We start from the raw sequence: 24,247 nt of genomic DNA, 5'->3' as shown, positions 1-24,247 counted from the left end.
AGAGAAATGCTGAAAGAATCGAGATGGTCCCGAAACAAGATCGTTTTGTACTCCCACTGCCTCGGCGATGGGAGTTTTCTTTAGCTAAGATTAATGCTTCTGAAACTGTGTGATATTTTTAATGAATTCTCGAGTGGCATGAGAAACGTATCTTCCCTTTTTTAAAATGATGCCAAGTCGCCAAGGTACGGATGGATTTACGATTGGAATGGCTTTGATCCCGATGTGTTCTATTTTCTTTGAAATAGAATGAGGAAAAATGGAAACACCTAAATTTTCAGCAATCATTCCACTAATAAAATCCCATTGGGAGCTTTCGTATGCGATATTAGGTTGGAAGCCAGCCATAACACATTCTTGAATGATGCGATCATGGAGAGCAAAGTCTTCACGAAATAATATGAAGGATTCTTTTTTTAAGTCCTTCATCTCCACCTGTTTTTTTTCTGAGAAAGGATGGGATGAATGCACAAAGAGCATCATATCTTCACAGACAAATGGTACGATCTCGAATTCTTCTTGATCCACAGGTAGAACGACAACCCCAAGATCTAACAAACCATCTTTTACCTCTTCTTCTACTCTATTGGCTCCGAATTCAGACATTCGAATATTGATATTAGGATACATATCATTAAAAAATTTAATGATTCTTGGAAAAAATAAAAATCCGATAACGGGGGGAATACCAATGTGTATTTTCCCCTTGTTTAAGTTGGTCAAATCGTACAAATCGGTAGATAGCTTATTCAATGATTCCAATATGACCTTCCCTTTTTCATAGACAATTTCACCCGTATCCGTTAATTCTATCTGCCTTGCGGAGCGGTCGAAGAGTTCTATTCCCAATTCATCTTCAAGGCCCTTCACCATCTTACTGATGGTTGGTTGAGATAAATGAAGCGTCTGAGAAGCTTTTGTGAAACTTTTGTATTTAGCTACTTCAATAAAATAGGTTAATTGACGTAAATCCATAAAATGAACTCCGATCTATCTTCTATAGTAAAAAAAGTTATTATTTTCCTATAGCTTTTTCGCATGATAATTATAGTATTAATTCATTTTACCTATCCATTCAATAAGAGTAAAATTTCTTGATGTGTTAGGGGATATCCAAAAAACCTAAGCAAAGGGGAAAATTATCTTTCAATAGTTTGAAGAGAAGGGGTGGAAATGAAATGCTAAGTATAGTGATAGGCTTAGTACTACTAATGGTTTTGGCCTATCTAGGCTGGTCGATCATTTGGGTAGCTCCTATTGTTGCAGGGGTGGTCGCGCTACTAAGCGGTTTGGACTTAACGGAAGCCTATACACAAACATATATGCAAGGCTTTGTTGATTTCACGAAAAAATGGTTCCCTATCTTCCTGTTAGGGGCTGTGTTCGGTAAATTGATGGAAGATACTGGAGCTGCCAAGGCGGTTGCCTTCCAAATTACAAAATTTATCGGGAAAAAACGTGCCATATTAGGTGTGTTAGTGGCTTCAGCAATCTTGACGTATGGCGGTGTAAGTCTTTTCGTCGTAGTATTTGCTATTTATCCTATTGCTTTGGCTTTATTTAAGGAAGCCAATATTTCAAGGAAGTTAATTGCACCAACTATCGTATTGGGCGCTTTTACTTTTACGATGACATCGGTTCCTGGCACTCCGCAGATTCAGAATCTCATTCCAATGGATTCATTCAAGACAACGCCAATGGCAGGGTCTTTAATGGGGATTGTTGCAACGATCATCATGGCTGCAGGAGGTTACTTCTGGTTAGCCTTTAGAGAGAAAAAAATGACTGCGGCCGGCGATACTTTTAAAGATATTGAAAAGGAAGAAGAGCAAGAAGAGTCAGAACAGACTGATTTACCTAACTGGATATTGTCTCTAGTGCCGCTTCTGATTGTAGTGATCTTGCTTGATTTTGTTAAGCTTGAACCTATTCCATCTTTGTTAGCTGGTATTCTTGCTATTTTGGTCATTAATATCAAGCAGTATAAGAAATTCATTGGTTCGATTAATGAAGGTGCAAAAGGTTCAGGAATGGCTATATTGAACACGAGTGCTGCAGTTGGTTTTGGAGCAGTTGTTACGGCCGTTCCAGAATTTAAGGATATTACTGAAATGTTATTAGGAATATCTAATAATCCGCTAGTTTCTGAATCAATCATTGTGCAAATACTGGCCATGATTACTGGTTCAGCATCTGGGGGGATGGGAATTGCCCTTCAGGCTCTTGGAAATACGTATTTTGATTTAGCTCAAACCACAGGTATGAGTCCTGAAGCATTTCATAGGATGGCATCGATTGCGTCTGGAGCATCGATTCTACCTCACAATGGAGCATTGTTAACGCTATTAGCGGTAACAAGGTTGACCCATAAGGATTGTTATAAAGATGTATTTATGGTAGGTCTCGTCATTCCGACGATTGCAATGATTGTTGGGATTATTATGGCTTCAATAGGAATTATCTAAAATTAAAGGAGTGGAGTAACATGGTTGAAAATAAAGTAGTAGTGATTACAGGTTCTGCAAGTGGAATTGGATTTGAAATCGGAAAGACATTTGCTGAAAATGGCAGCAAGGTTGTATTAACGGATTTAAATGCAGAAGGCGTAGAAAAAGCAGCCGAAGATCTTCGAAAACTTGGTTATGACGCGATCGGTCTTAAAGCCGATGTTACAAGTGAAGAAGATATCAAGAACATGATCGAAACGGCTAATGAAAAGTATGGCCGCCTGGATGTACTCATTAACAACGCTGGCTTACAACATGTATCTCCAATTGAAGAGTTTCCTACTGCAAAATTCGAATTGATAATTAAAATCATGCTAACAGCACCTTTCATTGCTACAAAATATGCACTTCCAATTATGAAGAAGCAAGCTTTTGGACGAATCATCAACATTGCATCCATTAACGGATTAGTTGGTTTCGCAGGTAAGGCAGCTTACAACAGTGCGAAGCACGGTGTAATCGGCCTGACAAAAGTCGCTGCTTTGGAATCTGCACCATTTGGAGTAACAGTTAATGCAATTTGCCCTGGATATGTTGATACACCACTTGTGCGTGGTCAGCTTCAGGACATCGCGAATACTAGAAATGTTCCTTTGGACAAAGTATTAGAAGAAGTTATTTATCCACTAGTACCACAAAAACGTTTATTGGATGTAAGTGAAATTGCTGATTATGCAATGTTCATTGCAAGTGACAAATCAAAAAGTGTAACCGGACAGGCAATCGTTATCGATGGTGGTTACACAGCTCAATAACATAAAGCAATTAATAAACCTTCGGCAAGGATGAACGCCGAAGGTTTTTTTGTATGACTACCCTGATTATTTATGAGGCTTTGTTCGAAAAGAGTATTTCTAAAAAAATACATTTTTCTAGTATCTTACATAAGTGAAACGATGTTATACTTTAATAATAATTTATTGTTGTAATAAGTTTGGGGATTTCTACCTGGAAATAACTAAGTTTATAAATCTTCACAAAGATTAAAGGTGAATACATGAAAGAATTTTCTCATCATATGAATAAGAAATTATACTATTCTTCAACACTTATCATTATTGCACTAATGGTTATGGGGTTATTAGTCGGTAATCCACTTTACCCAAAAATGGATTTGGGTTTTGGATTACATATTATACTGGTCATCATTGTCTCGATATGTTTTTGGCTTTATCCCAAGTATGAAACCCACTCTTTTCGCATGAAGTTTATGGTGGCTGCTGCCGCTTACATTTATACTATTTTTCACTTATATCCAGATGCTTGGTCCAATTTTATTTTCATATGTCTATTTCCGGCATTTGCTATTCTTTTTTTCGATACGGTACTTTTTTACTTTTCTTTAGTACTAAATGCTACTTTAATGATGCTCACTTTTGCTTACATTCTCTATTTTCAAACGGGAAATTCATTCGAGTATTTTAGGCTAGACATTACAGGAAACATCATGAACTTTATTGGGAGTCAGGTTCTCTTATTTTTGATTTTTAATTTTTCTTATGAACGAATTAAAAAGCAAAGATCATACTATGAACAAATACAGCAATCCGAGCGATTAAAAACTACTGGTCAACTGGCAGCTGCTGTTGCCCATGAGATTAGAAATCCTCTCACTGTTGTTAAAGGATTTTTGCAATATTATGAGCAAGATGCTTCTTTCAGTGTGGATGTAAAAAGAAACCTAGCTCTGATGATTGATGAATTGAATACGGCTGAGCTTGTCATTTCACAGTTTCTCACCATTGCAAAACCAGATAATGATAAAAAATTGGTTTTAATAGATGTGAAAGAAGCTCTTCAAAGTGTGACCGATCTTATCAAGTCTTATGGGCTTTTAAATGATAATGAAATTGAACTAGATGTAGAGGAGGGCTGTTATATTGCTGCCAACCTCATTGAATTTAAACAATTAATGATTAACCTGTTAAAAAATGCGATTGAGGCATCTAAAAAAGGGGATTCCGTTTTTGTAAGTGCACATAGGAATAAAGAAATCATAGAAATCACAATAACGGATAAAGGGTGTGGAATGTCCCAAGAGGAAGTGAAAGCTCTTGGTACACCTTTCTATTCACTAAAAAGTAAAGGGACAGGCTTAGGATTGATGATCTGCTATAACATTGTGGCTAAGTACAATGGTGACATACAATTCAGTAGCTCATTGGGACAAGGAACGAGAGTCGATATTCGTTTTCCTTGTAATGATAAACAATGAATTTTTTCTTACACTACCTCAATTCGTTAAATAGCAACAAAGTTTGCGGAAACAGCCTAAAGTCAGGAAAAAAGCAGCCATTAACAGCTGCTTTCTTTTTGTGCAAAATTTTCATTTTTTCCTAAAGCGATCAATTCTGAATGCGGAATTGTTCAACTGCCTGATTCAAATTGTCTAAAAGATTTGATAGCTGTGAAGCATACTGTGCTACTTCACTTGAAGACGCTGCCTGTTGTTCCATCGCTGAAGCAATTTCCTCTGCAGATGCCGTTGTTTGTTGGGAAACAGCTGAAATTTCTTCGATCATTTTAACAACAGTCTCTTTTTGCTCCTGGATGCTATTAATGGACGCTGTTTCCTCCTGCAACGATTTGGTCATGTTACTTAAGGATGAAGTTAACTGGTTGATTGATGTACTTACAGTCGTAACAGCACTTTTTTGCTCGGAACTGATTTGGTTCGTTTCTTTCATCACATCAACCAGTTCCTTCGTATCAACCAGTACGCTGTTGATGATTTGTTGAATATTTTTCGCAGCGCGCTTAGATTCTTCTGCAAGCGTGCGAACTTCATTCGCAACGACTGAGAATCCTTTACCATGCTCGCCTGCTCTAGCTGCTTCAATTGAAGCATTTAGCGATAGCAAATTCGTTTGTTCTGCAATTTGAGCGATTGCTTGTGTTACATCAGAAATGGATTTCGATTTTTCATCAAGATGAGAAATCATTCCTGTTACTTTTCCAAAAGCAGCTTCGAGGTTCCGGTAGGAGTCTTGAAGTTTCTCTACTTGATGATTTCCTGTTTGGATTTTATCTGAAGCATCACTGACAAGCATTTCAATTGAAGTGGATTGACTGATGAGCTCTTCTATTTCCTCGCTTAGTTCATGGACAGCATTCGATCCTCTTTCGATTTCTTGGGATTGGTTGCTTGCACCTGCAGCAATTTCTTCAATAGAGCGGGAAACTTCCGTAATGGCCGCACTGTTTTCACTTGCGATAACCGTCAGTCCACCAGTTGCTTGGCTGACCGAGTGAACATTTTCATTCACTTTTTCAATTAAAGCTCTAATGTTTCCAAGCATTTTGTTATACACATTTGCCAAGTCTCCAATTTCATCGTTCGATGGAAACTTGAGTTCAGTGATTAAATCGCCTTCAGCCGTTTTCATCGATTACTGAACCAAAATTTGAAATCAACTTTTTAAGTTTTTCAGCCAAGTAGATAGCAAGGATAGCCCCTAATAATAAGCCAATCAGAATAGAGAAAATGCCTGTATTTCTTACTTGATCCATCTTGTTTAAGAAAACTTTATCGGGAGTGAACGAAAGAACTTTCCAATTTAACTCTGGAATCGACGCGACTTGTCCAGAGTAGGACTTTCCTTCCCAGGAGAAGTCATGCGTAAGATTCTTTGAGCTACTGTAAATGTCTTCGATCCATCCTAAATCCTTTTTGAAAGATGTGGAATTTGATACAAGATCTTCGACTCCTTCAGCTGTTCCGCTTTTAGCTGGATTCATGTTTTTTCCGTCGGCTTCTTTCATGAAGGAACTGACGATAAAGCCTTGTGCATCCAAAATGACAAGTTTACTTTTTGAGCTATTTTCAATCTTTGTTCGAGCTTCTCCTATCGTCGATAAGTCAATGTCATACCCGAGCGCACCGACCATTTTGCCCTCTGACATGACCGGTGTGACAACAGATGTCATAATTTTATGGGCTGTCGTATCTTCGTATACATCCATCCAAATCGTTTTCGGATTTTTTGCTAGATCCTTGTAAGTCCTTGTTTCTCGAACATCCTTATCGAATTCGACATATGGAGAAATGTGAAGCTTTCCACTCACGAAATCCATATAATAAACGGAAATCAAATTTTTATTTTGTTCTTGTATGGCATGAATGGCTTGATCTACACGCGCAATCGAATCAGCCGATTTTATATCAGTTGCGGTAATCTCGGCTAGCTGCTCAAGTGAGTTCGCGTAATTAGCCAGCTCTAAATTTACTTGGGCAGCCGCATTATCGGCATTTGTTTTATTAACAGCCATATTGTCTTTTTCTAAAATTCCATTTACGGTATAAAGATTAAATAGTACTGACGCTGAGAGTGCTAAAAAGATAGCTGAGCACATAAACAGTATCCACTTCACACGTATGGATAGCCTCTTGTTAGTTTTATTACCTTTTGTTGTTTTGGCCATGAATTCTGTTTCCCCTTATCCTTATGTAATTTTACTTGGTGAAAATGAATAAAGCGCAATGCCTTTTTATTCATATCGGCTAAGGGAAGGTGTTTTATATAGTTGGTAGATAAGTTTAATAGTTTGGATTTTTCTGTTTTTAAAAAGGTGGTTTGAGTGAGAGGGCTTTATAACATTTTCTAATCAAATGCCATAATGTAAAGTCTGAAATCAAAGTGTCATCCAATTGAGATTTTGAGTCTGACCGCTAACTCTTGTAAAATGGAAGCATGAAATTTATTTGAAAAAGGTGTTTAGATGAAACAATTTATCATCATTGGTGCTGGGATATTAGGAGCATCCACAGCTTATCATTTAGCAAAAGCAGGAGTAGAGGTAGCGTTAGTAGATCGCAAAGAACCTGGGCAGGCAACAGACGCAGCAGCGGGAATCATTTGTCCTTGGGTGAGTCAGCGTCGAAACAAAGCATGGTATGCACTTGCTAAAGGTGGAGCGGCCTACTATCGCCCACTCATTAAACAACTTGAAGAGGACGGAGAAACGGAAACAGGCTATAAACAAGTGGGTGCCATCAATTTACATACAGATAACGGAAAGCTTGAAAAGTTGGAAGAGAGAGCAATCTTAAGACGAGAAGATGCTCCTGAAATCGGTGAGGTAAGACGTTTATCTGCCCAAGAAACGTCGGCTTTATTTCCGTCCTTATCAGACCAATATGAATCGGTTCATATTAGTGGAGCAGCACGTGTGAATGGCCGTGCAATAAGGGATGCGATGATTACTGCTGCGGTCAAACATGGCGCCGACATCGTTCATGGTTCTGCTCAACTCTTACATGCAGAAGGACAAGTAACAGGTGTATGTGTGGGAGACCAGCTATATGAAGCGGATAAAGTGATCATTACAGCCGGTGCATGGGCAGCAGAACTGCTGACTCCACTTGGAATCAAACTGAAAGTCGCTCCACAGAAAGCTCAAATCGTACATTTGCAACTTGAAGATACAAAAACAGAAGATTGGCCAGTCGTGATTCCCCCGAACAATCAATATATTTTAGCGTTTGATGGTGGGCGAGTGGTGGTTGGAGCAACCCATGAAGACGATATGGGATTTGACAGAAGAGTCACATCAGGTGGCTTACATGAAATTTTAGATAAAGCATTAACGGTAGCTCCTGATTTAAGAGACGGTGAACTCGTCGAGACCCGTGTCGGTTTCCGCCCCTTCACACCTAATTTCTTGCCAATCATTGGAGAGGTGCCGGGAATTGATGGCCTCCTCTTGTCGAACGGACTTGGTGCGTCAGGATTAACAGTCGGCCCGTATCTAGGAGCACAGTTAGCCAAGTTAGCCCTCGGTCAGAATGTCGACATTAATTTGGAACTGTATGACGTGGCCGGTGCCATCGAGATTTGATTTAGAAGAAAAAAGCATCCATGGGGGTGCTTTTTTCGTTTGGTGAGCTTAACTAATGAAAAGGGAAAATAAATGGTCTTAAAGGAAATATGTTTCTTGATGACGGGAATAAATTTTTTTAAACGGGAAAATAACCAAACGAAACGGAAAAATATTGCGGATTACGGGAAATTAACATTTCTCTACCATCAAATGAACTGAAATTAAATACTTACCTAAGTAACTATTTTGTGATAAGATAAATATTATATAGTTACCTAGGTAAATAAATGGGGTGTTCGAAATGCAAGATAAACATCAACTTTTCCATACCATTCATCAGCTTTCAAGAAAGCTGACAAAACACTTAAATGAAGCTCTCGAGCCATTTGGGCTATATAGCGCGCAATGGTCGGTTCTATATGTCTTAAAGGAAAAAGGTACTTTAACTCAAAAAGAATTATGTGATTACTTGGCAGTTGAAGCACCACCGATGACCCGAACGATACAAAGGCTTTCTAAACTCGGATATATTCAACTACAAACAGGGGAAGACAAGCGAAAAAAGTTTATTGGGCTATCAGAGAAGGCTCTAGAGGATTTTCCAAAATGGGAAGAAACAGTATTAAGACTGAATCAGAAACTGGTAGAAAATCTGCCTGAATCCGCACAAAAAGATTTGAGACAACTCATTTCAAGTTGGATCAAACATATCTAAAGGAGAGAAAATCAGCATGAATGTTAGTGACACCAAGTTGTGGACCAAAAATTTTATTAGTATTTCTGCGAGTAATTTCTTCTTATTTTTAACTTTTTATTTCTTGCTCGTGACTCTACCTATATATGTTGTCGAGAATCTAAATGGTGAAAAATCACAGGCTGGGCTAACGACGACAGTGTTTTTGATTTCTGCGATCGTCATTAGACCGTTTGCAGGTCGATGGATTGAAAAAATAGGCAGCCGATTGATTTTGCTTTTGTCTATGGTCATCTTTTTGACAGCTACCATTCTTTACTTTACAGCGCATTCCATTCAAGGATTATTACTAATTCGTTTCTACCATGGAATAGGATTTGGAATGGCGACAACTGCTGCAGGTGCGATTGCGGCAACAAACATCCCTCAGTCGAGAAGAGGAGAAGGGATGGGGTATTTCATCTTATCATCCACTTTGGCGATGGTTGTTGGTCCTTATTTAGGGTTAACCGCTTTGCAAACATGGGGTGTGGATGCAATGTTGCAGATGGGTGTCATCGCTTCCATTGCAGCATTGTTAGCTGGATTACTGATCAAGACAGACAAGAATTATCATCTTCTAAATAAAGAACGTAAGACATTAAGCTTGAAAGAGACGCTTTTTGAAGGTTCTGCCCTTCCCATTGCACTCGTTGCAGCCTTTTTCGCGATGGTATACTCTTCTATTCTTTCATTTGTCTCAGTGCATGCTCATGAAATGGGATTAGGAAGTATCTCGAGCTACTTCTTTGTCGTTTATGCGGTTGTCCTCCTTTTATCGAGACCGTTTACTGGAAAATGGTTTGACCGGTACGGTGCTAATGTCATTGTTTATCCGGCAATCATCATCTTTGCGATTGGAATGTTCCTTCTCGGAACGGGTCATTCAGCTGTTCTTTTTCTGATGGCAGCTGCATTTGCAGGATTGGGCTGGGGAACACTGTTTCCAACCTTTCAAACCATTGCCATTAAAGCAGCTTCACCTAAGCGAAGTGCGATAGCAACTGCCACTTTCCTATCGGTATTTGATATTGGGATCGGGGTAGGTTCATTTCTGATAGGCTTAGTAGCAGCAGAATTTAGCTTCAGTGAAATCTATCAATATGGATCTATTTACGTTTTAGGTGGTTTATTTCTTTACTATAGTTTATTTGCGCGGAAACAAAATCCTCAAGAAATGGTAGCACAACATAAAGTTGGCTAGCCCACTTGAAGGTTAGGATTTAAGGATACTCACTTGTATTTTTGGCAAAACAGGAGATTGTCATATACAATAGTTTTAGTAAATGTTTTATCGAGAACTACCTCCATATTCAATGCCAAAGGAGTATCTAGTATGAATTCTCAAAAGACTGTGATTGAAAAGCTGAATCTTAACAAATATCCTTCTAAACTCATCTTGAACAAGCCTGAGGATATTACCGATTTTAATGAATTAGAATTTGACGCTTCTCTCAGTGCTGATCAATATGATCTTATTTTTATTTTTGTTTTTAATTTAGAGGATTTCAAAAATCAGTTGCAGAACGTGATTGAGAAACAATTACTTAAGGATAAAGGATATATGTTCTTTGCATACCCAAAGAAAAACAATCCGCAATATAAAGAACATATTGAAAGGGATAGTATCTTTCCGACACTCGGAATTGGTGAAGATGGATATGTCCCAAATAGTGATATCAAGTTTGCAAGAATGGTAAGTCTGAATGATGTGTTCACGATAATCGGAATGAAGCATGAAAAGAAGAAAATGAAAAAAGCTGAAAGTTCCAAAGCCAGTCAGTGCGTGGATGACTACATTGTTTATATTGATGATATAAAGAATCATTTAAAAAATAATGAAGAAATCTTACATGTCTATAATGAGCTAACTTTTGGCTATCAAAAAGACTGGGCGAGATATGTATACAGTGCCAAAAGGGTCGAAACCCAAGAAAAACGATTACTTGAAATGGAGACCATTTTAGGTGAGGGTTATAAGTCAATGGACTTATATCGACGGAAGAATAATTAGATTAATTTGTATAGGTACTCATATTAGAAGCATCAAGGGAAATTGTTTTTCTTGGTGCTTCTTTTGTGTGTATTGTATTTTTACTACTGATAAGCTTTTTTTATATAGAAATACTTTTCAGTCTGGTTTATGATTAAATAGAATATTATGAAAATAATGGGATGTGGGTGGAGAAAATTGGTTCTTTTAGACTACATTATCAATCTATCAATATTTTCACTAATGGTAAGCACTCCATTAGTTCTTCGCTCCTTTATCAATTATAAGCCACTAAAGGAATGTCGCTATGGGGTGAGTCTGTATGCAGGATTGGTTTCCGTCATCCTTGTCATGTTATCCTTCCAGCAACAGGGATATTCATATGATATTAGGTATGCTCCTGTCATTCTAGTATTTGCCTATCTAGGACCAATTGCAGGTATTATTACTGGTGTTTTTGCATTGTTGGCAAGATTGTTTACAAGTGGAAATTGGTATCCCGCGATAATTGGATGGTCCTTTATCATGGTAGGTCTTACTATTCTGCATTTTTATATAGCCCGTCTTTCACCAATAAAGAAGAGCCTGATTTTATATGCTACTTATTTATTAATTTATGTGGTAACTGTACCTATTTTGTTTCATGTATTTCCGCATAAACCACTGTTTCATCTGCAATACTTACTTTTCGTCATGCTAGGTGTAGCAATCGGATCATTATTGATCGAGTCTTATTTAAAACTATATAGAATCATCAATGAAAATAAGAAGATGGAAGAAACCTTGGCCTCAAGCGAGTCCAAATACCGCTTGATTGCAGAAAATACTTCGGATTTAATTTTGGTTTTGGATAAGGAGAACTCAGTCATTTATTTTTCCCCTTCTCATGAGTTTGTTTTAGGATATGAAAGATTAGAACTAGAAGATAGTAATGTGTGCAAATTGATTCACCCAGACGATGCGAAGTCTTTCAGAGAAAATATGATGCATCTTTTGCACAATAGAGAAAGCATCACGATGGAATATCGACTTCAACATCAAAAAGGTCATTGGATTGAATTTGAGTCCCGTTGCATGCCGGTTGCAGGTGAAAAATCGATAGAACATATCGTTCTCATCAGCCGTGACATTTCTGAAAGAAAGAAATCGGAAGAACTTCTTTTACAGTCAGAGAAACTATCAATCGTCGGTGAGCTTGCTGCAGGGGTTGCCCATGAAATTAGAAACCCGCTTACAACGATTAAAGGTTTTGTTCAACTTTATAAGAGTGAAAATCAATCATTTAAATACAATGATTTAATTTTGAGTGAACTTGAAAGAATTGAATCTATTACAAGTGGTCTATTATCTTTAGGAAAACCGCAGGCAATCCAGTTAAACAGGTTGAATCTAAAAGTTATCATGGAAGAAACGCTAGAGTTGCTATCTCCACAGGCACATATGAATGGCATTCAATTTGAAGCACACTATGAAGACGATTCTTTTTATATAGATGGTGAAAAGAATCAGCTGAAGCAAGTTTTCCTCAATATCTTAAAGAACGCCATGGAAGCCATGAAAGACGGCGGAATCATTAAGGTGAACCTTCGAAACGATGGAGAAGGAAATTGCATCGCCTCCGTTCATGATCAAGGATGTGGCATCCCAGAGGAACTTCTGCCGCGTCTAGGAGAACCATTCTACTCATTAAAAGAAAAGGGTACAGGGCTTGGCCTCATGATCTGCAATAGGATTATCAAACAGCATCATGGCCTCATTTCTTATAAAAGTAAGGTGAATGAAGGAACGTTGATTGAAATCCACTTGCCATTAACGAGTTGATAATCATATAGTGGCTATATGAAATTTAACATGATTTGTTCAAATTATCAGAAGAGAAAATAGTAAGGCAACCAAACATCATCATTCTTTTCGAACTCAAGCGCCATTCCCTTCTTTGTTGGGACTGGGGCTTTTTTTAGGCTCTTTTCGTAAACGTTGTTGTTATTGGTTCCTAAAACCATTAGGGATTTAGCGTTTAGAATTTTATATTGAGGAAAAGAGCACGAAATAAGAATCTATACGTGTTGTTGCCTTTTCCGTAAAAGCAACAATCTATGCGAAAACAGCATTTTTAACAATAAATTAAGCATGAAGTTAAATAAATCCTAATCGCGGGTATAACACTAAGGACATTATATGTGAGTACGAATACTTGAGCGAAGATAAGGGAGGCTATTTCATGCAATGGAAGGGAAGAAGAGGAAGTTCTAACGTAGAAGACCGAAGGGGAATGGGCGGTAAGACAATTGTAGGTGGAGGAATCGGCAGTATCGTGATTTTGCTGATTGTAACGCTGCTTGGCGGAAACCCAGGTGACCTGCTTAATAGTATGGGGTCGTCAGGTTCAGATACCGGCGCACCTTACGAGGAAACGGCAGAGGAGAAGGAGCTTTCTCAATTCGTTTCTGTCGTTCTTGCAGACACAGAAGAGGTCTGGGCTAAAGAATTTCAAGAGAGAGGCTTAGTATATGAAGAGCCGAAGTTAGTTCTATATTCGGGTAGTGTTGAATCAGCTTGTGGGACTGCAGGTTCATCAGTTGGTCCTTTCTATTGTCCTGGTGATCAGAAACTGTACATTGATTTGAGTTTCTACGAAGAGCTCCAACGCAAATTCAAAGCACCTGGTGACTTTGCGATGGCCTACGTCATTGCCCATGAGGTTGGACATCATGTACAGACGCTTTTAGGAACGACCGAAAAGCTGGCACCTCTTCGACAAAAACTTAGTCAAGAAGAATATAATAAATACCAAGTTCGTTTTGAATTGCAGGCAGATTATTTAGCGGGTGTGTGGGCACATCACGCACAAGGAATGGATTTGCTTGAAGAAGGTGACCTTGAAGAAGCGCTGACAGCTGCAAGTGCGGTTGGTGATGATACGATTCAGAAAAGGGCACAAGGTTATGTGGTCCCAGAGAGCTTTACACATGGTTCATCCGAACAAAGAAAGAGTTGGTTCTATAAAGGATTTAACTCAGGTGAATTAGAAGCGGGAGATACATTTAGTACAAAGACACCTTAATACAGCTTTTATCGGAAAGTGAGGGGTTTACTGTGCAAATGCACTACAAAACTATAATGTTTAAAGATGACGGCGAAATCCCCAACAATCCGAAATTGCCGGTCATTGTATATGAAGGGGTAATGGAAGAGAATCCAAATGAAATAGAAGCTACTTTTAACCGCCATAATTGGTTAGGAAGCTGGTCAGGTGACGTATTCGATTATCACCATTATCATAGCAATTCACACGAAGTTTTGGGAGTAAAGGCTGGAAAAGCCACTGTTCTGATTGGTGGAGAGGAAGGAGACCGTCTGGAACTAAATAAAGGCGATGTCATACTTCTGCCGGCCGGGACAGGTCATAAAAAGCTGGAGAGCAGCGATGATTTCGTAATCGTCGGAGCCTATCCCAATGGAAATGGATATAATCTGAGAAAAAGGGATCCAGGTGTACGTGCTCAATCTCTAGGAGAAATTCGGAGTGTACCCTTGCCTGATCTCGATCCAGTTTATGGCGATAGCGGGCCGATGCAACATGTTTGGAAATGATAAAAAGGATTTGCTCCTTGCAAATCCTTTTTTATTTGGTTTTCTTTAATAGCAAGTCTTTTGAAAAACGAACTAAAATGAAAAGTAGGAAAAATTCCCAAAAAAATGTTTGACAATTGTAAAAAAACGGATTATATTATCATTATTGATAATGATAATAATTAAGAAGATTTCTAAAGGGGAGATTAGAATGGTTAGTACTGCTACACTGATTTCTATGTTTGTACCACTGGTTTTTTCATTTGTGTTATTTGCAGGTTTGATACTCTTCTATAAAAAGAAAACAGGTATTTATGTGAAGCCTATCATCATTGGGAGTATTGGTTTCATTGTTATTACACAAATTTTAGAAAAGATTTTGCATGTAGCTGTTTTAACCAATTTTCCTAATTATGCGGAGCACCCATGGTTATTCGGTGTATACGGAGGAATGGCAGCGGGATTATTCGAAGAGCTTGGACGATTCTTGTTATTTACTTGGCTTTTGAAAAAATACCATGACTATAAAGGTGGATTATCGTTTGGTATTGGTTGGGGTGGGATTGAGGCCATTGTTCTCATGTTGACGATGATGGTGCCAAATATCATTTTCGCATTTATGATCAATGCTGGAACGCTTGAAGCCTCGTTAGGGAGCCAAATGCCTAAAGAACAACTAGTTACGATTAAAGAGACGGTACTGAATAATGGAGTTTCCTACTACTTGTTGGGCTGTGTGGAAAGATTCTTTGCCGCTTTCATGCAGATTGCCTTTAGCTTATTGGTGTTGGCAGGCGTGGTGAAAAAGAAATTCTCCTATGTCATTCTGGCAATTCTTATTCATGCTGTAATAGATTTTCCACTGGCATTTTACCAAACAGGACATATCAAGAGTTTATGGATGATAGAAGTGCATATTACGATAATAGGAATCCTATCTTTATTTTTCATCAAGAGAGCAAGAAAGTTTTTTGAATAAGTTGGCTTGAAAAGTGTAAGGCGGTGGAATCTACCGCCTCATTTTTCTACCCATTTATCCTGACTATTCTTTTCATATTTTTTCTTAACAGCACTCCAGGCTACCTTAAAGGCCGTTTCTTCATCTTTGTATTCTTCGCTAGCAGAATTGAATGCTTCTTTAAAAATCTCTTGAGCATGGTGAGGTAAATGGTCTTTTACTGCGTCAGGTAGTTCACTTAGCGATCGATAAGGCATCTAACATTCCTCCTAAAAGTTATTTATTATCCTATTTCCTGTAGGAGAAGTTTTAAACGCATGCTTTAAGCAACACTTGCTACTATTTTATGTAGGATTTTTACTTTGATAAGGGGCCAAGTAGGAATTTCCTCTTCTCTGAGGATAATTTCGTCTATTTGATAAATGATCTCTACCATATATTTTTTATCTCCTCTAACTTGCAATTAATTTCGTCTAATTGAAGAATGATTTCTACTTTCGAATATCCTTTTCCTAAGCCATAAAAAATGCTCCTTCCATCGAAACAGATGGAAGGAGCATTTTTATTATTCGCCTAAGTCTACGTTATGGTAAACTTGCTGAACGTCTTCTAAATCTTCAAGCGCATCAATCATCTTTTCAAATTTTGCTTGAGCTTCTTCTTCAAGAGTGATGTCGTTTTGAGCAAGCATCGTTAATTCTGCAATGGTGAATTCTGTAATGCCAACGTTTTTGAAAGCTTCTTGTACAGCATGGAATTGATCTGGTTCAGCATAAACGATGACGGTTTCGTCTTCTTCTGCAATATCACGCACGTCAACATCTGCTTCCATAAGGATTTCAAGTACCTCATCAGCTGTCTTTCCCTCAAGACCAATCACAGCCGTAGCATCGAACATGTAAGCAACAGAACCACTCACACCCATGTTTCCACCGTTCTTACCAAATGCAGCACGTACATCTGAAGCCGTACGGTTAACGTTATTAGTCAAAGCATCGACGATGACCATTGATCCGTTTGGACCAAATCCTTCGTAACGTAGCTCATCATAGCTTTCTTCAGAACCGCCTTTTGCTTTTTCAATCGCTTTTTCGATGATGTGCTTTGGAACACTGTATGTTTTCGCGCGCTCAAGTACGACCTTTAAAGCCTGATTAGATTCAGGATTTGGTTCACCTTGTCTTGCTGCAACATAGATTTCACGTCCGAATTTAGCATAAATACGACTAGTGTTTGCATCTTTTGACGCTTTCTTTTCTTTAATATTGTTCCACTTACGACCCATTATGAACACTCGCTTTCGGTATTGAATCTGTGATAAATACAAGAACTCTCGCACTTTGACAAGTGCATGCCTTCCTATTATAACTCAAATGCCCAATTACTTTCGAGTTTAATCATTAAAAAACAATGAACATTTAAATAGTTTTAGTCCCGATAAGTATGGTTTAAGTAGTCATTTATATTTTAGCTATATTTCAGACCATTCCTCTGTCGAATGAAAATCGTTCGGATGTAAGTATGCCAATGAAATAAATGAGGAGATCTACCAAAGAGAGCTTTTAGATATTCAAATGGAGTTTCTACATTGAAGATTTTTACTACATCATAAGTTGTAGTAGAAATCATCTTTGAGATGGAAGAGGGTCCTTTTTGAAAATTGTAAAATAAGAATATGAATTTGAAATAAAGGGGATGCCTATTTTGATAAAAGGTTTGTATGAAGCTCATTTGCCTGTGAAGGACCTGGAAACATCTGTACAGTTTTATAAAAACTTAGAGTTAGAAATGGCTTATAAAAATGATAAAGTAGCCTTTTTTTGGATCGAAAAGGGGCAAAGTTGGTTAGGGTTATGGGAAACGGAACTTGTCAGTGTTCCTTATCACCCTTCTTTAAGACATGTGGCCTTTCGAGTGGAAATCGAAGATATGTTAAAGGTAAAAGAATGGTTGAATGATAAAGGGATAGAAATAAAAACGGACTTTGGTTTTACTGCTGCAAAACAACCATTGGTCTTACCGAATATGCCTAGTGCTCACGCTGCCATTTACTTTTCAGACCCGGATGGTAACTCACTTGAATTCATTACACCTTTAAAGTTAGATGTAGAAAAAGATTTTCCCATGATGACATTGGAAGAGTGGTTCAGTAAATAAACAACAAAAAACCTCCGGCAAAATGTCGGAGGTTTCTTTAGGTGAAAGATGATTATCTTACACCTTTCATATATTCTTGGATTTTTGGAGAAATCATCAATAGGATGATACCTAGTACGATAGATGCTCCACCAATTGTACCGAAGTAAAGTGTTTCAGTATCAGGTGTGTAGAATCGAACCATTTGAGCATTAAGCGCTTGTGCAGCAGCACTTGCTAAGAACCATAAGCTCATTGTTTGCGCTGAGAAAGCAGCTGGAGCTAATTTTGTAGTTGCTGATAATCCAACAGGAGATAGCAACAATTCACCGAATACGCAAACTAAGTAACTTAGAACTAACCATAAAGGATTAACCAATGAATCTGTTCCACCAAAGTAGCCTGGTAATAGGATGACAAGGAATGACAAACCTGAGAATAACAAGCTTAGTGAGAACTTTTGTGGAATCGTTGGTTGACGGTGACCAAGTTTAACCCATAACCATGCAAACATTGGTGCAAAAATGATGATGAATAAAGGGTTTAGAGATTGGAACCATGCAGGAGAGATATGAATACCTGCAAAATCTAATTGCGTACGCTTATCAGCATAGCTTGCAAGGATTGTTGAACCTTGCTCTTGGATTGCCCAGAACATAACAGCAGCGATAAATAATGGGATATACGCAAGAATTCTTGAACGTTCAACAGCAGTCGTTTTAGGGCTGCGGTACATAACGATAAAATACAAAGTTGGAATCAAAAGTCCAAGGAATGTAACGATATTAATGAAGCTTTCGAATGTTAAAAGTCCCATTGGAATTAGAACAGCACAAATTGCAGCGATAGCCACTACACCTAATCCAACAAAAGTGAATACCTTTTTCTTTTCAGCTGGTGGCAGTGGATTTGCAACTGTTGTTCCAGCAAGACCAAGATTCTTCTTTCTTGTTGCAACAAAAATTAATAATCCTAAGGCCATACCGACAGCTGCGATACCGAAACCAAAGTGGAAATTATATTTATCTGCAACTGTTCCTACGATTAATGGAGACAAGAATGCACCCATATTAATACTCATATAGAAAATAGTAAAACCAGCGTCACGTCGATCATCTTTTTCGCTGTACATTTCACCAACAACAGAAGATACGTTTGGTTTAAGTAAGCCTGTACCAAGAACGATCAACACCATAGAAACGAAGAACATAGTAATATTTCCTGGGAATGCCAATGCAATGTGTCCAAGCATGATGAGAATTCCACCATACAATACGCCATTGGATGATCCAAAAACTCGGTCAGCTAACCAGCCACCGATGATACCTGACATGTAAACAAGTGATCCGTAAATGGACATGATAGAAAGGGCAAGGGATTCATCGATACCCAATCCGCCTTTAGATACTTCATAGTACATATAGAATACGAGGATAGCTCTCATTCCATAGTAAGAGAAGCGCTCCCAAAATTCTGTGAAGAAAAGTGTGAATAAACCTTTAGGGTGTCCAAAGAAACCTTTTTGAGGAACACTATCCACAATTTTCTGTTTATTTATTGATGACATATTCATACCTCCTTGTTCTATTGAATATAATATTTGAATAGTTTCATAATGTCAAAGCAACTTATTGGAAAAAGCCTAATTTTCTTTATTAAACGGAATATTTTTTACATTTTATTTTCATTATTTTTAGAAAAATAAGTATTTTGGAAAAATAATTCCACGTATTTCCCATAAAAAATACTGTCCATAAGAACGGGACAGTTAGTATTTGTCGGCTCATAGACTTAAGTTACCCAAAATCATAAAAAGTATGTTATCTTGCAAAAAAAAGATGAGAGCAATGTGCTCTCATCTGGGAATCTTAAAAGATAGACTAACTCTCCTTGCGGGGAATTCCGCTAATCTTTAGTTTACACCTACAGCGCTAAATGCATTAGTAACTGTCGTTACTTCAGCAGAAGTCGCACCATATAAATCTTTTGCAGCTTGGACTAGGCCAGCACGTGCCTGGCTGAAGTTAGTAGATGACGTAAAGTAAGTAGTGTTAGCACGGTAGAAAATTGCACCCAATTTAGCGTTGCCGATACCAGACACGGAAACTCCATAATGAGTTCCACCTTGACTGATGAGGTAGGCAGCTTTATTGATGATACCACTGTTTGTATGAACTCCACCGTTATCACTTGTTCCTGTGTAGCGTTTTGAATAGTGATCAGGATCACCGAACTTTGTCGGGTCGCTCATCGAACGAAGTGCATCATTTGCTTTGTTTGGTGTATAGATATCCTCACCGATTTCAAAATCAGGATTACGGTTGTCATGAAACTCTACCAATGTTCCGAAAATATCGGAAATCGCTTCATTTAAAGCACCTGATTCATTTTGATATACAAGGTTAGAGCTTTTTTCCGTAACGGCATGCGTCAATTCGTGGCCGATAACATCAAGTCCACCTGATAGTGCGATAAATGTCGTACCGTCACCATCACCGTAAACCATTTGAGAACCGTTCCAGAAAGCATTGTTGTAGTTTCTTGAGTAATGGACAGTAGATTTTAGGGCCGCTCCATTATTATCGTAAGAATTGCGGTTGAAGACACTCTTATAGTAATCATAGGTTACGCCTGCATAGTAATGAGCATCAACGGCAGCTTTATCATATGTGGCACTTAAGTTATTATCAGCATCTTGCCATAATGTTCCTGGAAGTTGGTTTCGATTTTTTCCGTCGTAAGTAAAGATACCAGATCCACGAGTGTTATCTTGTAAGTAATAATAACCGCTAGATAATGTTGTATTGATAGATTTTGTATCACCTAAGACGCCTAAACCAGTACCGACGGTGTTCGTTCCTGTAATTGCTGGTTTTGCAGCGGCTGTGTCGATAGCGTTAAACTTGTTAACGACCTCACCAGTTTGCGCATTAATGAAATAATGATAGTTACCTGGTGATGGATCAAGGAAGTTTAAGTTTACATGATAGGCATAAATAGCTGTAGATCCAACTGGAAGGACAACTAGTTCTGATATTGGCGCCTTTTCATATACAGGCTTAAAGCCTAGATCAGCTTCTGAAAGTTGAATCGCTTGTTGAAGTGACTTTTTCTTTGTAATACTTTTCAATCCTTTTTTATCAAGTTCTGGTGCCACTGCACCACTAACGGCTTGAAGAACGCCATTGTTATCAACCCTTGCCACTTGGGTTGAACCCCAAACAGGCACACCATTATAAACTTGTTGTAAGCGAACGACTGAACCGCCGAGTTGGTCAGCTTCCTGTAATGTTACAATGAAAGATTCGCTAGCAGACTTGCTGCCAAGTTTATAAGATTGCTTGTTGTTCTCGAGATAATCAAGAACGATGTCTTTTGCGGCTTTAGCAGAAGGGTTTGTTAATTTACCGGCAACAAAATCCGGTGTACCAGTTACTTTGTTAAAATTCTTTGTACTAGAATCTGACGACGCTGCGAACGCACTCGCACCAACCATTCCGCTGAAAATAAGGCCAACCGAAAGACCAAGGGAAACGACATTCTTTTTCAATAAAATTCCTCCTCTTATTGGGTACTTTTTTCCTAAAACTATGAAGCTACCATATTTATAACAGATTATTTTGAAAATTAATACTATTAACACTTCAAATAGAACGGTAAAAAGTTGGGAAAAAAATAAGTCAAAAAAAGGAAGATGAAAAAGAGACTTGGGATCTTGAGAAGCTTATAAAATAGGCTTAAAGCGAAGAGAAAATGAGATTGAAGATAGGGGGTGCTTTCAGCTGAAAACAACAACGAATGGAAATTTAGTTGGAAGGCGGTATTTTAGTAGAGCAATCGCGCGGGAAAAAGACTCAGTGTTTTCACCGAATCTAGGATAAAATCTGTGCGAATTTAAGAAAAAAAGAGAGCGTGGTCACATAAATTCAATAAGGTAGAAAATTTATGTTTTCTAAGTCGCTCTCGGAAGGGAATTCATTTACGGAACATGGGGGTATATGAGTTTTTTTTGTGGTACGGCAGGATATCGACGCGGAAAAGGGTTATATCGATATGAATAATTCATATATCGATACGAAATCATAGGATATGGACATGAATGGGGCATATATCGACGAGTCGACAAAAATCGATGTGTATATTACTGGGGTGGGTATGAATGAGTGCATCCAAAGTCGTAGTCGTTCCAAACTAGTAAATTTCCACCATGATACTAGTGGAATGAAAACCATTTCCGGCACTCTCTTCGTTTGGGCATGCAGAAATAGCGATAATGAGATCCATTTCAGCCCTCAATTCAACGTAATCGCCCGATTTGGATAAAGAGGTTTGATACTCCATTTCGCCGTTTTTATTCACGGAGGTGTTCATGAAAATATTAAATGGATTATGTTGCGACGGGGCAGGCACACCAAACATATCTAAAGCTTGATTTAAGTTATTGAAGCAACTCTCAACTTTATCGTATTTGTTGTAAAGGACGGCATACATTTCTGGTCTGCAAGCAGGTGAAACTAAATCATGTTTGCCAACCGTATCTTCAATCAGAGTGAGCATTGGTTTATATAGATTCGAGTAAACCGACTGTTTTTTTTCAATATGTACCGATTGCAGAATATCTCTTGTTGCAACTGAATCAAGTTTCTCATGCAAATCACTTGCATTATAAGCAACAAGATCTGCAATTTGTTGACCTTCCACATCAATAATCTTTATGCGCTGTCCCATGGAAACAGTAAGCGCTAAACCTGTCTTTGATTGAATGATAAATGATTCCATATCGCACTCCTCGACCATTATGTCATAAGAAGATTTTTCCCAATTCCCTACTGGATTATCGCCTTTTGAAAATGCATTTATTTGCCAAGAGAAGTGCAACAATAATCACTCTTTATTGGTTAATAATAAATCAGTACCAAGAAAAACTCAGAGGAGGCAAAGTCCATTGCAAAATCAATTTCAACCTGCACAACCAAGAATGGGACAGCCAAATATGAACATGACACCTCCAAATCGAATGACAGATCAGCTGAACCATGGGGGGCATGAAGTTTTCGATTTACATGAAGTATTGGCCGGCATGATCAACGTCTTAGATCAATTCATGCTTTTTCGTGTTTTTATCAAAGACCAGGAACTGCTCGATATACTAGACCGCCAGTATTACTTCATTCTTGATCAATACAACATCACTTGCGAATGCTTTACGACGGGTACAAATCCTTCACATCATACAAAACGCTATATGATGAGACAAAATAATAACGTTGCATATGGCATGAAACCAAGCCAACCGAAAAAACCAAACACGTCGATTGAAGAAATAAAAGATCAGGGCATTTCAGGGCATATGCTCGGGTTGATCAAGTCGACGGCATCCCTTTTAGCGATGACAGCTCTCGAAGTCACAAACCCTGTCGTAAGAAGGGTTATGGCAGATTCAGTGCCAAACTATATCGAAATGGCCTACGAAATCTTCCTTTATCAAAATAAGCAGCAATATTATCAAGTTCCACAATTGTCCTATCAGGATATGAATCAAATGACCAGTAGCTTCGTCCCATTTACAGGTCAACCACAAATGCCGAATCCTGGACAATTTTATAAAAACTGAAGGAAGACAGGCAGGCGCTTCATAAGCGGTCTGCCTGTCTTGGATTGGTCACTTTATAAAAAGTTTTCTCATTTGTGAGAAAGGGCATTTTGATGGAATGCTGTTATCATCTGGTAGAAAATACTGTTTCCATTCTAAATTATCGCTTTGCCCGTACCATTTTAATGATGGATGGATGCCCGTTTCGTCGTAAGCTTCTAAGCGACTTCGAATTGCTTTTTTAAGATTCCGCCCAAGTGGAGTGCCGTCATTGATTTCTTCAAATACCCAACGGGGCTGAAAGGTGATGAGGAAACAAGGGAAGTGCCGGCTTTTTCGAAGGTGATGAGCAGGGGTTGCGCAAAAACAGAAATAGGGTTCGCCATCAAAACAAAATTCCCACCTTGGATCTGATGGGTTTTGGGAAATATGTTCAGGCCACTGAACGGAATCTTCTTCGCTTAATATATTTAAAATGGACCAAAACAACTGTCTATAATTCTCCACATTAAAATCCTCTTTTATCTTTTCCGATGTGTCAAAAAAGACGACAAATGAAGCGAATTTGCCGGTTTCACGGGAAATAGCTCCATACTTCTTTAGGAGCCCAGCTAACTCCTTTGAGCTCTGCCTTTGTGTCGGATCTCCCACAAAACCAAAGCGGAGTTGATCGGAAGAGAAACTTAATTGTGCCGGAATGCATGGGTATTGAATTTCTTTGTTAGATAGCATTTCAGTGAAATGATCGTAGGCCCGACTTTGCCATGCTGGTAAAACAGGTTTATTTTCACTTAGCCAAGTGGATCTATACAATTCAGTCACACACACAAACTCCTTCCAAGGTTATACGTATTAAAATATTAATTTTTCATTATTGTGTGACTGTCCATGTAAGGCGCGAGGCCCCACTTTGTGAGGAAAGGTATATTGACTG

Annotated in this window: 22 protein-coding genes; 13 read left to right on the top strand and 9 right to left on the bottom strand. The window is 38.4% G+C overall.

Annotated features, from left to right (window positions below; all coding sequences use genetic code 11):
- Nucleotides 1-90: 90 nt before the first annotated feature.
- On the bottom strand, nt 91-975 hold the full coding sequence (locus BMZ31_RS15185) for a LysR family transcriptional regulator (protein WP_090832766.1): 885 nt from the start codon (nt 973-975) through the stop codon (nt 91-93).
- Nucleotides 976-1,178: 203 nt separating this feature from the next.
- On the opposite strand from BMZ31_RS15185, the gene BMZ31_RS15180 reads away from it, so the two are divergent.
- From BMZ31_RS15180 to BMZ31_RS15170, 3 genes are all read left to right on the top strand, one after another.
- Complete coding sequence (locus BMZ31_RS15180; protein WP_090832765.1) at nt 1,179-2,465, top strand: GntP family permease; 1,287 nt, start codon at nt 1,179-1,181, stop codon at nt 2,463-2,465.
- A gap of 20 nt (nt 2,466-2,485) precedes the next feature.
- The gene (locus tag BMZ31_RS15175) at nt 2,486-3,262 is read left to right on the top strand and encodes a 3-hydroxybutyrate dehydrogenase (protein WP_090832764.1); all 777 of its coding nucleotides are present in this window, start codon (nt 2,486-2,488) and stop codon (nt 3,260-3,262) included.
- 263 nt (nt 3,263-3,525) lie between these two features.
- Entirely contained in the window at nt 3,526-4,722 is a 1,197-nt protein-coding gene (locus BMZ31_RS15170) for a sensor histidine kinase (RefSeq protein WP_254778854.1), read from the top strand.
- A 130-nt stretch (nt 4,723-4,852) separates the two neighbouring features.
- On the opposite strand, the gene BMZ31_RS20785 is transcribed toward BMZ31_RS15170, so the two are convergent.
- Complete coding sequence (locus BMZ31_RS20785) at nt 4,853-5,893, bottom strand: methyl-accepting chemotaxis protein (RefSeq protein ID WP_090832762.1); 1,041 nt, start codon at nt 5,891-5,893, stop codon at nt 4,853-4,855.
- Nucleotides 5,880-6,929: a cache domain-containing protein gene (locus BMZ31_RS20780; protein ID WP_090832761.1), complete on the bottom strand. Its 1,050-nt coding sequence runs from the start codon at nt 6,927-6,929 to the stop codon at nt 5,880-5,882. Before BMZ31_RS20780 ends, BMZ31_RS20785 begins: the two co-directional genes overlap by 14 nt.
- Nucleotides 6,930-7,226: 297 nt before the next feature.
- Here BMZ31_RS20780 and BMZ31_RS15155 point away from each other — a divergent pair, with 297 nt between their 5' ends.
- From BMZ31_RS15155 to BMZ31_RS15120, 8 genes are all read left to right on the top strand, one after another.
- Nucleotides 7,227-8,345 carry an NAD(P)/FAD-dependent oxidoreductase gene (locus tag BMZ31_RS15155; protein WP_090832760.1) on the top strand — a complete coding sequence of 373 codons (1,119 nt, stop codon included), beginning with the start codon at nt 7,227-7,229 and terminating at the stop codon, nt 8,343-8,345.
- Between the two features lie 283 nt (nt 8,346-8,628).
- Nucleotides 8,629-9,042: a MarR family winged helix-turn-helix transcriptional regulator gene (locus BMZ31_RS15150; RefSeq protein WP_090832759.1), complete on the top strand. Its 414-nt coding sequence runs from the start codon at nt 8,629-8,631 to the stop codon at nt 9,040-9,042.
- Between the two features lie 16 nt (nt 9,043-9,058).
- Nucleotides 9,059-10,264, top strand: a complete 1,206-nt coding sequence (locus BMZ31_RS15145; RefSeq protein WP_090832758.1) for an MFS transporter — start codon at nt 9,059-9,061, stop codon at nt 10,262-10,264.
- Nucleotides 10,265-10,396: 132 nt separating this feature from the next.
- Nucleotides 10,397-11,074: a YdeI/OmpD-associated family protein gene (locus BMZ31_RS15140; RefSeq protein ID WP_090832757.1), complete on the top strand. Its 678-nt coding sequence runs from the start codon at nt 10,397-10,399 to the stop codon at nt 11,072-11,074.
- 147 nt (nt 11,075-11,221) lie between these two features.
- The gene (locus BMZ31_RS15135) at nt 11,222-12,874 is read left to right on the top strand and encodes an ATP-binding protein (RefSeq protein WP_254778852.1); all 1,653 of its coding nucleotides are present in this window, start codon (nt 11,222-11,224) and stop codon (nt 12,872-12,874) included.
- A gap of 400 nt (nt 12,875-13,274) precedes the next feature.
- Nucleotides 13,275-14,117, top strand: a complete 843-nt coding sequence (locus BMZ31_RS15130; RefSeq protein ID WP_090832755.1) for a KPN_02809 family neutral zinc metallopeptidase — start codon at nt 13,275-13,277, stop codon at nt 14,115-14,117.
- A gap of 56 nt (nt 14,118-14,173) precedes the next feature.
- Entirely contained in the window at nt 14,174-14,647 is a 474-nt protein-coding gene (locus tag BMZ31_RS15125) for a cupin domain-containing protein (RefSeq protein WP_254778850.1), read from the top strand.
- A gap of 190 nt (nt 14,648-14,837) precedes the next feature.
- Nucleotides 14,838-15,605, top strand: coding sequence for a YhfC family intramembrane metalloprotease (locus BMZ31_RS15120; RefSeq protein ID WP_175480295.1), 768 nt, complete (start codon nt 14,838-14,840; stop codon nt 15,603-15,605).
- Nucleotides 15,606-15,643: 38 nt separating this feature from the next.
- Here BMZ31_RS15120 and BMZ31_RS15115 read toward each other — a convergent pair whose 3' ends face one another.
- Together BMZ31_RS15115 and BMZ31_RS15110 are read right to left on the bottom strand one after the other, a co-directional pair.
- Nucleotides 15,644-15,841 carry a ChaB family protein gene (locus tag BMZ31_RS15115; RefSeq protein ID WP_090832752.1) on the bottom strand — a complete coding sequence of 66 codons (198 nt, stop codon included), beginning with the start codon at nt 15,839-15,841 and terminating at the stop codon, nt 15,644-15,646.
- Between the two features lie 308 nt (nt 15,842-16,149).
- A complete protein-coding gene (locus BMZ31_RS15110) occupies nt 16,150-16,869 on the bottom strand; it encodes a YebC/PmpR family DNA-binding transcriptional regulator (RefSeq protein ID WP_090832751.1) in 720 nt (239 codons plus the stop codon).
- Between the two features lie 419 nt (nt 16,870-17,288).
- On the opposite strand from BMZ31_RS15110, the gene BMZ31_RS15105 reads away from it, so the two are divergent.
- Nucleotides 17,289-17,741 carry a VOC family protein gene (locus BMZ31_RS15105; protein WP_175478134.1) on the top strand — a complete coding sequence of 151 codons (453 nt, stop codon included), beginning with the start codon at nt 17,289-17,291 and terminating at the stop codon, nt 17,739-17,741.
- Between the two features lie 52 nt (nt 17,742-17,793).
- Here BMZ31_RS15105 and BMZ31_RS15100 read toward each other — a convergent pair whose 3' ends face one another.
- The 3 genes from BMZ31_RS15100 to BMZ31_RS15090 all read right to left on the bottom strand — a co-directional run bounded on the left by BMZ31_RS15100 (nt 17,794) and on the right by BMZ31_RS15090 (nt 22,499).
- On the bottom strand, nt 17,794-19,287 hold the full coding sequence (locus BMZ31_RS15100) for a peptide MFS transporter (protein WP_090832750.1): 1,494 nt from the start codon (nt 19,285-19,287) through the stop codon (nt 17,794-17,796).
- A 345-nt stretch (nt 19,288-19,632) separates the two neighbouring features.
- A complete protein-coding gene (locus BMZ31_RS15095; protein ID WP_090832749.1) occupies nt 19,633-21,270 on the bottom strand; it encodes a M4 family metallopeptidase in 1,638 nt (545 codons plus the stop codon).
- Between the two features lie 641 nt (nt 21,271-21,911).
- Nucleotides 21,912-22,499, bottom strand: a complete 588-nt coding sequence (locus BMZ31_RS15090) for a DUF1989 domain-containing protein (RefSeq protein WP_090832871.1) — start codon at nt 22,497-22,499, stop codon at nt 21,912-21,914.
- Between the two features lie 199 nt (nt 22,500-22,698).
- Between BMZ31_RS15090 and BMZ31_RS15085 the strand changes: the two genes are divergently transcribed.
- Complete coding sequence (locus BMZ31_RS15085; RefSeq protein ID WP_090832870.1) at nt 22,699-23,334, top strand: spore coat protein; 636 nt, start codon at nt 22,699-22,701, stop codon at nt 23,332-23,334.
- A gap of 48 nt (nt 23,335-23,382) precedes the next feature.
- Here the strand turns inward: BMZ31_RS15085 and BMZ31_RS15080 are convergent, their stop codons facing one another.
- Entirely contained in the window at nt 23,383-24,135 is a 753-nt protein-coding gene (locus BMZ31_RS15080; RefSeq protein WP_254778848.1) for a YqcI/YcgG family protein, read from the bottom strand.
- Nucleotides 24,136-24,247: the final 112 nt, after the last annotated feature.

The sequence above is a fragment of the Bacillus sp. cl95 genome, assembly GCF_900115925.1.
GTDB lineage: Bacteria > Bacillota > Bacilli > Bacillales > Cytobacillaceae > Neobacillus_A.
The sequence above is the reverse complement of the archived record's forward strand: the minus strand, read 5'-3'. Positions and strand labels throughout refer to the sequence as shown.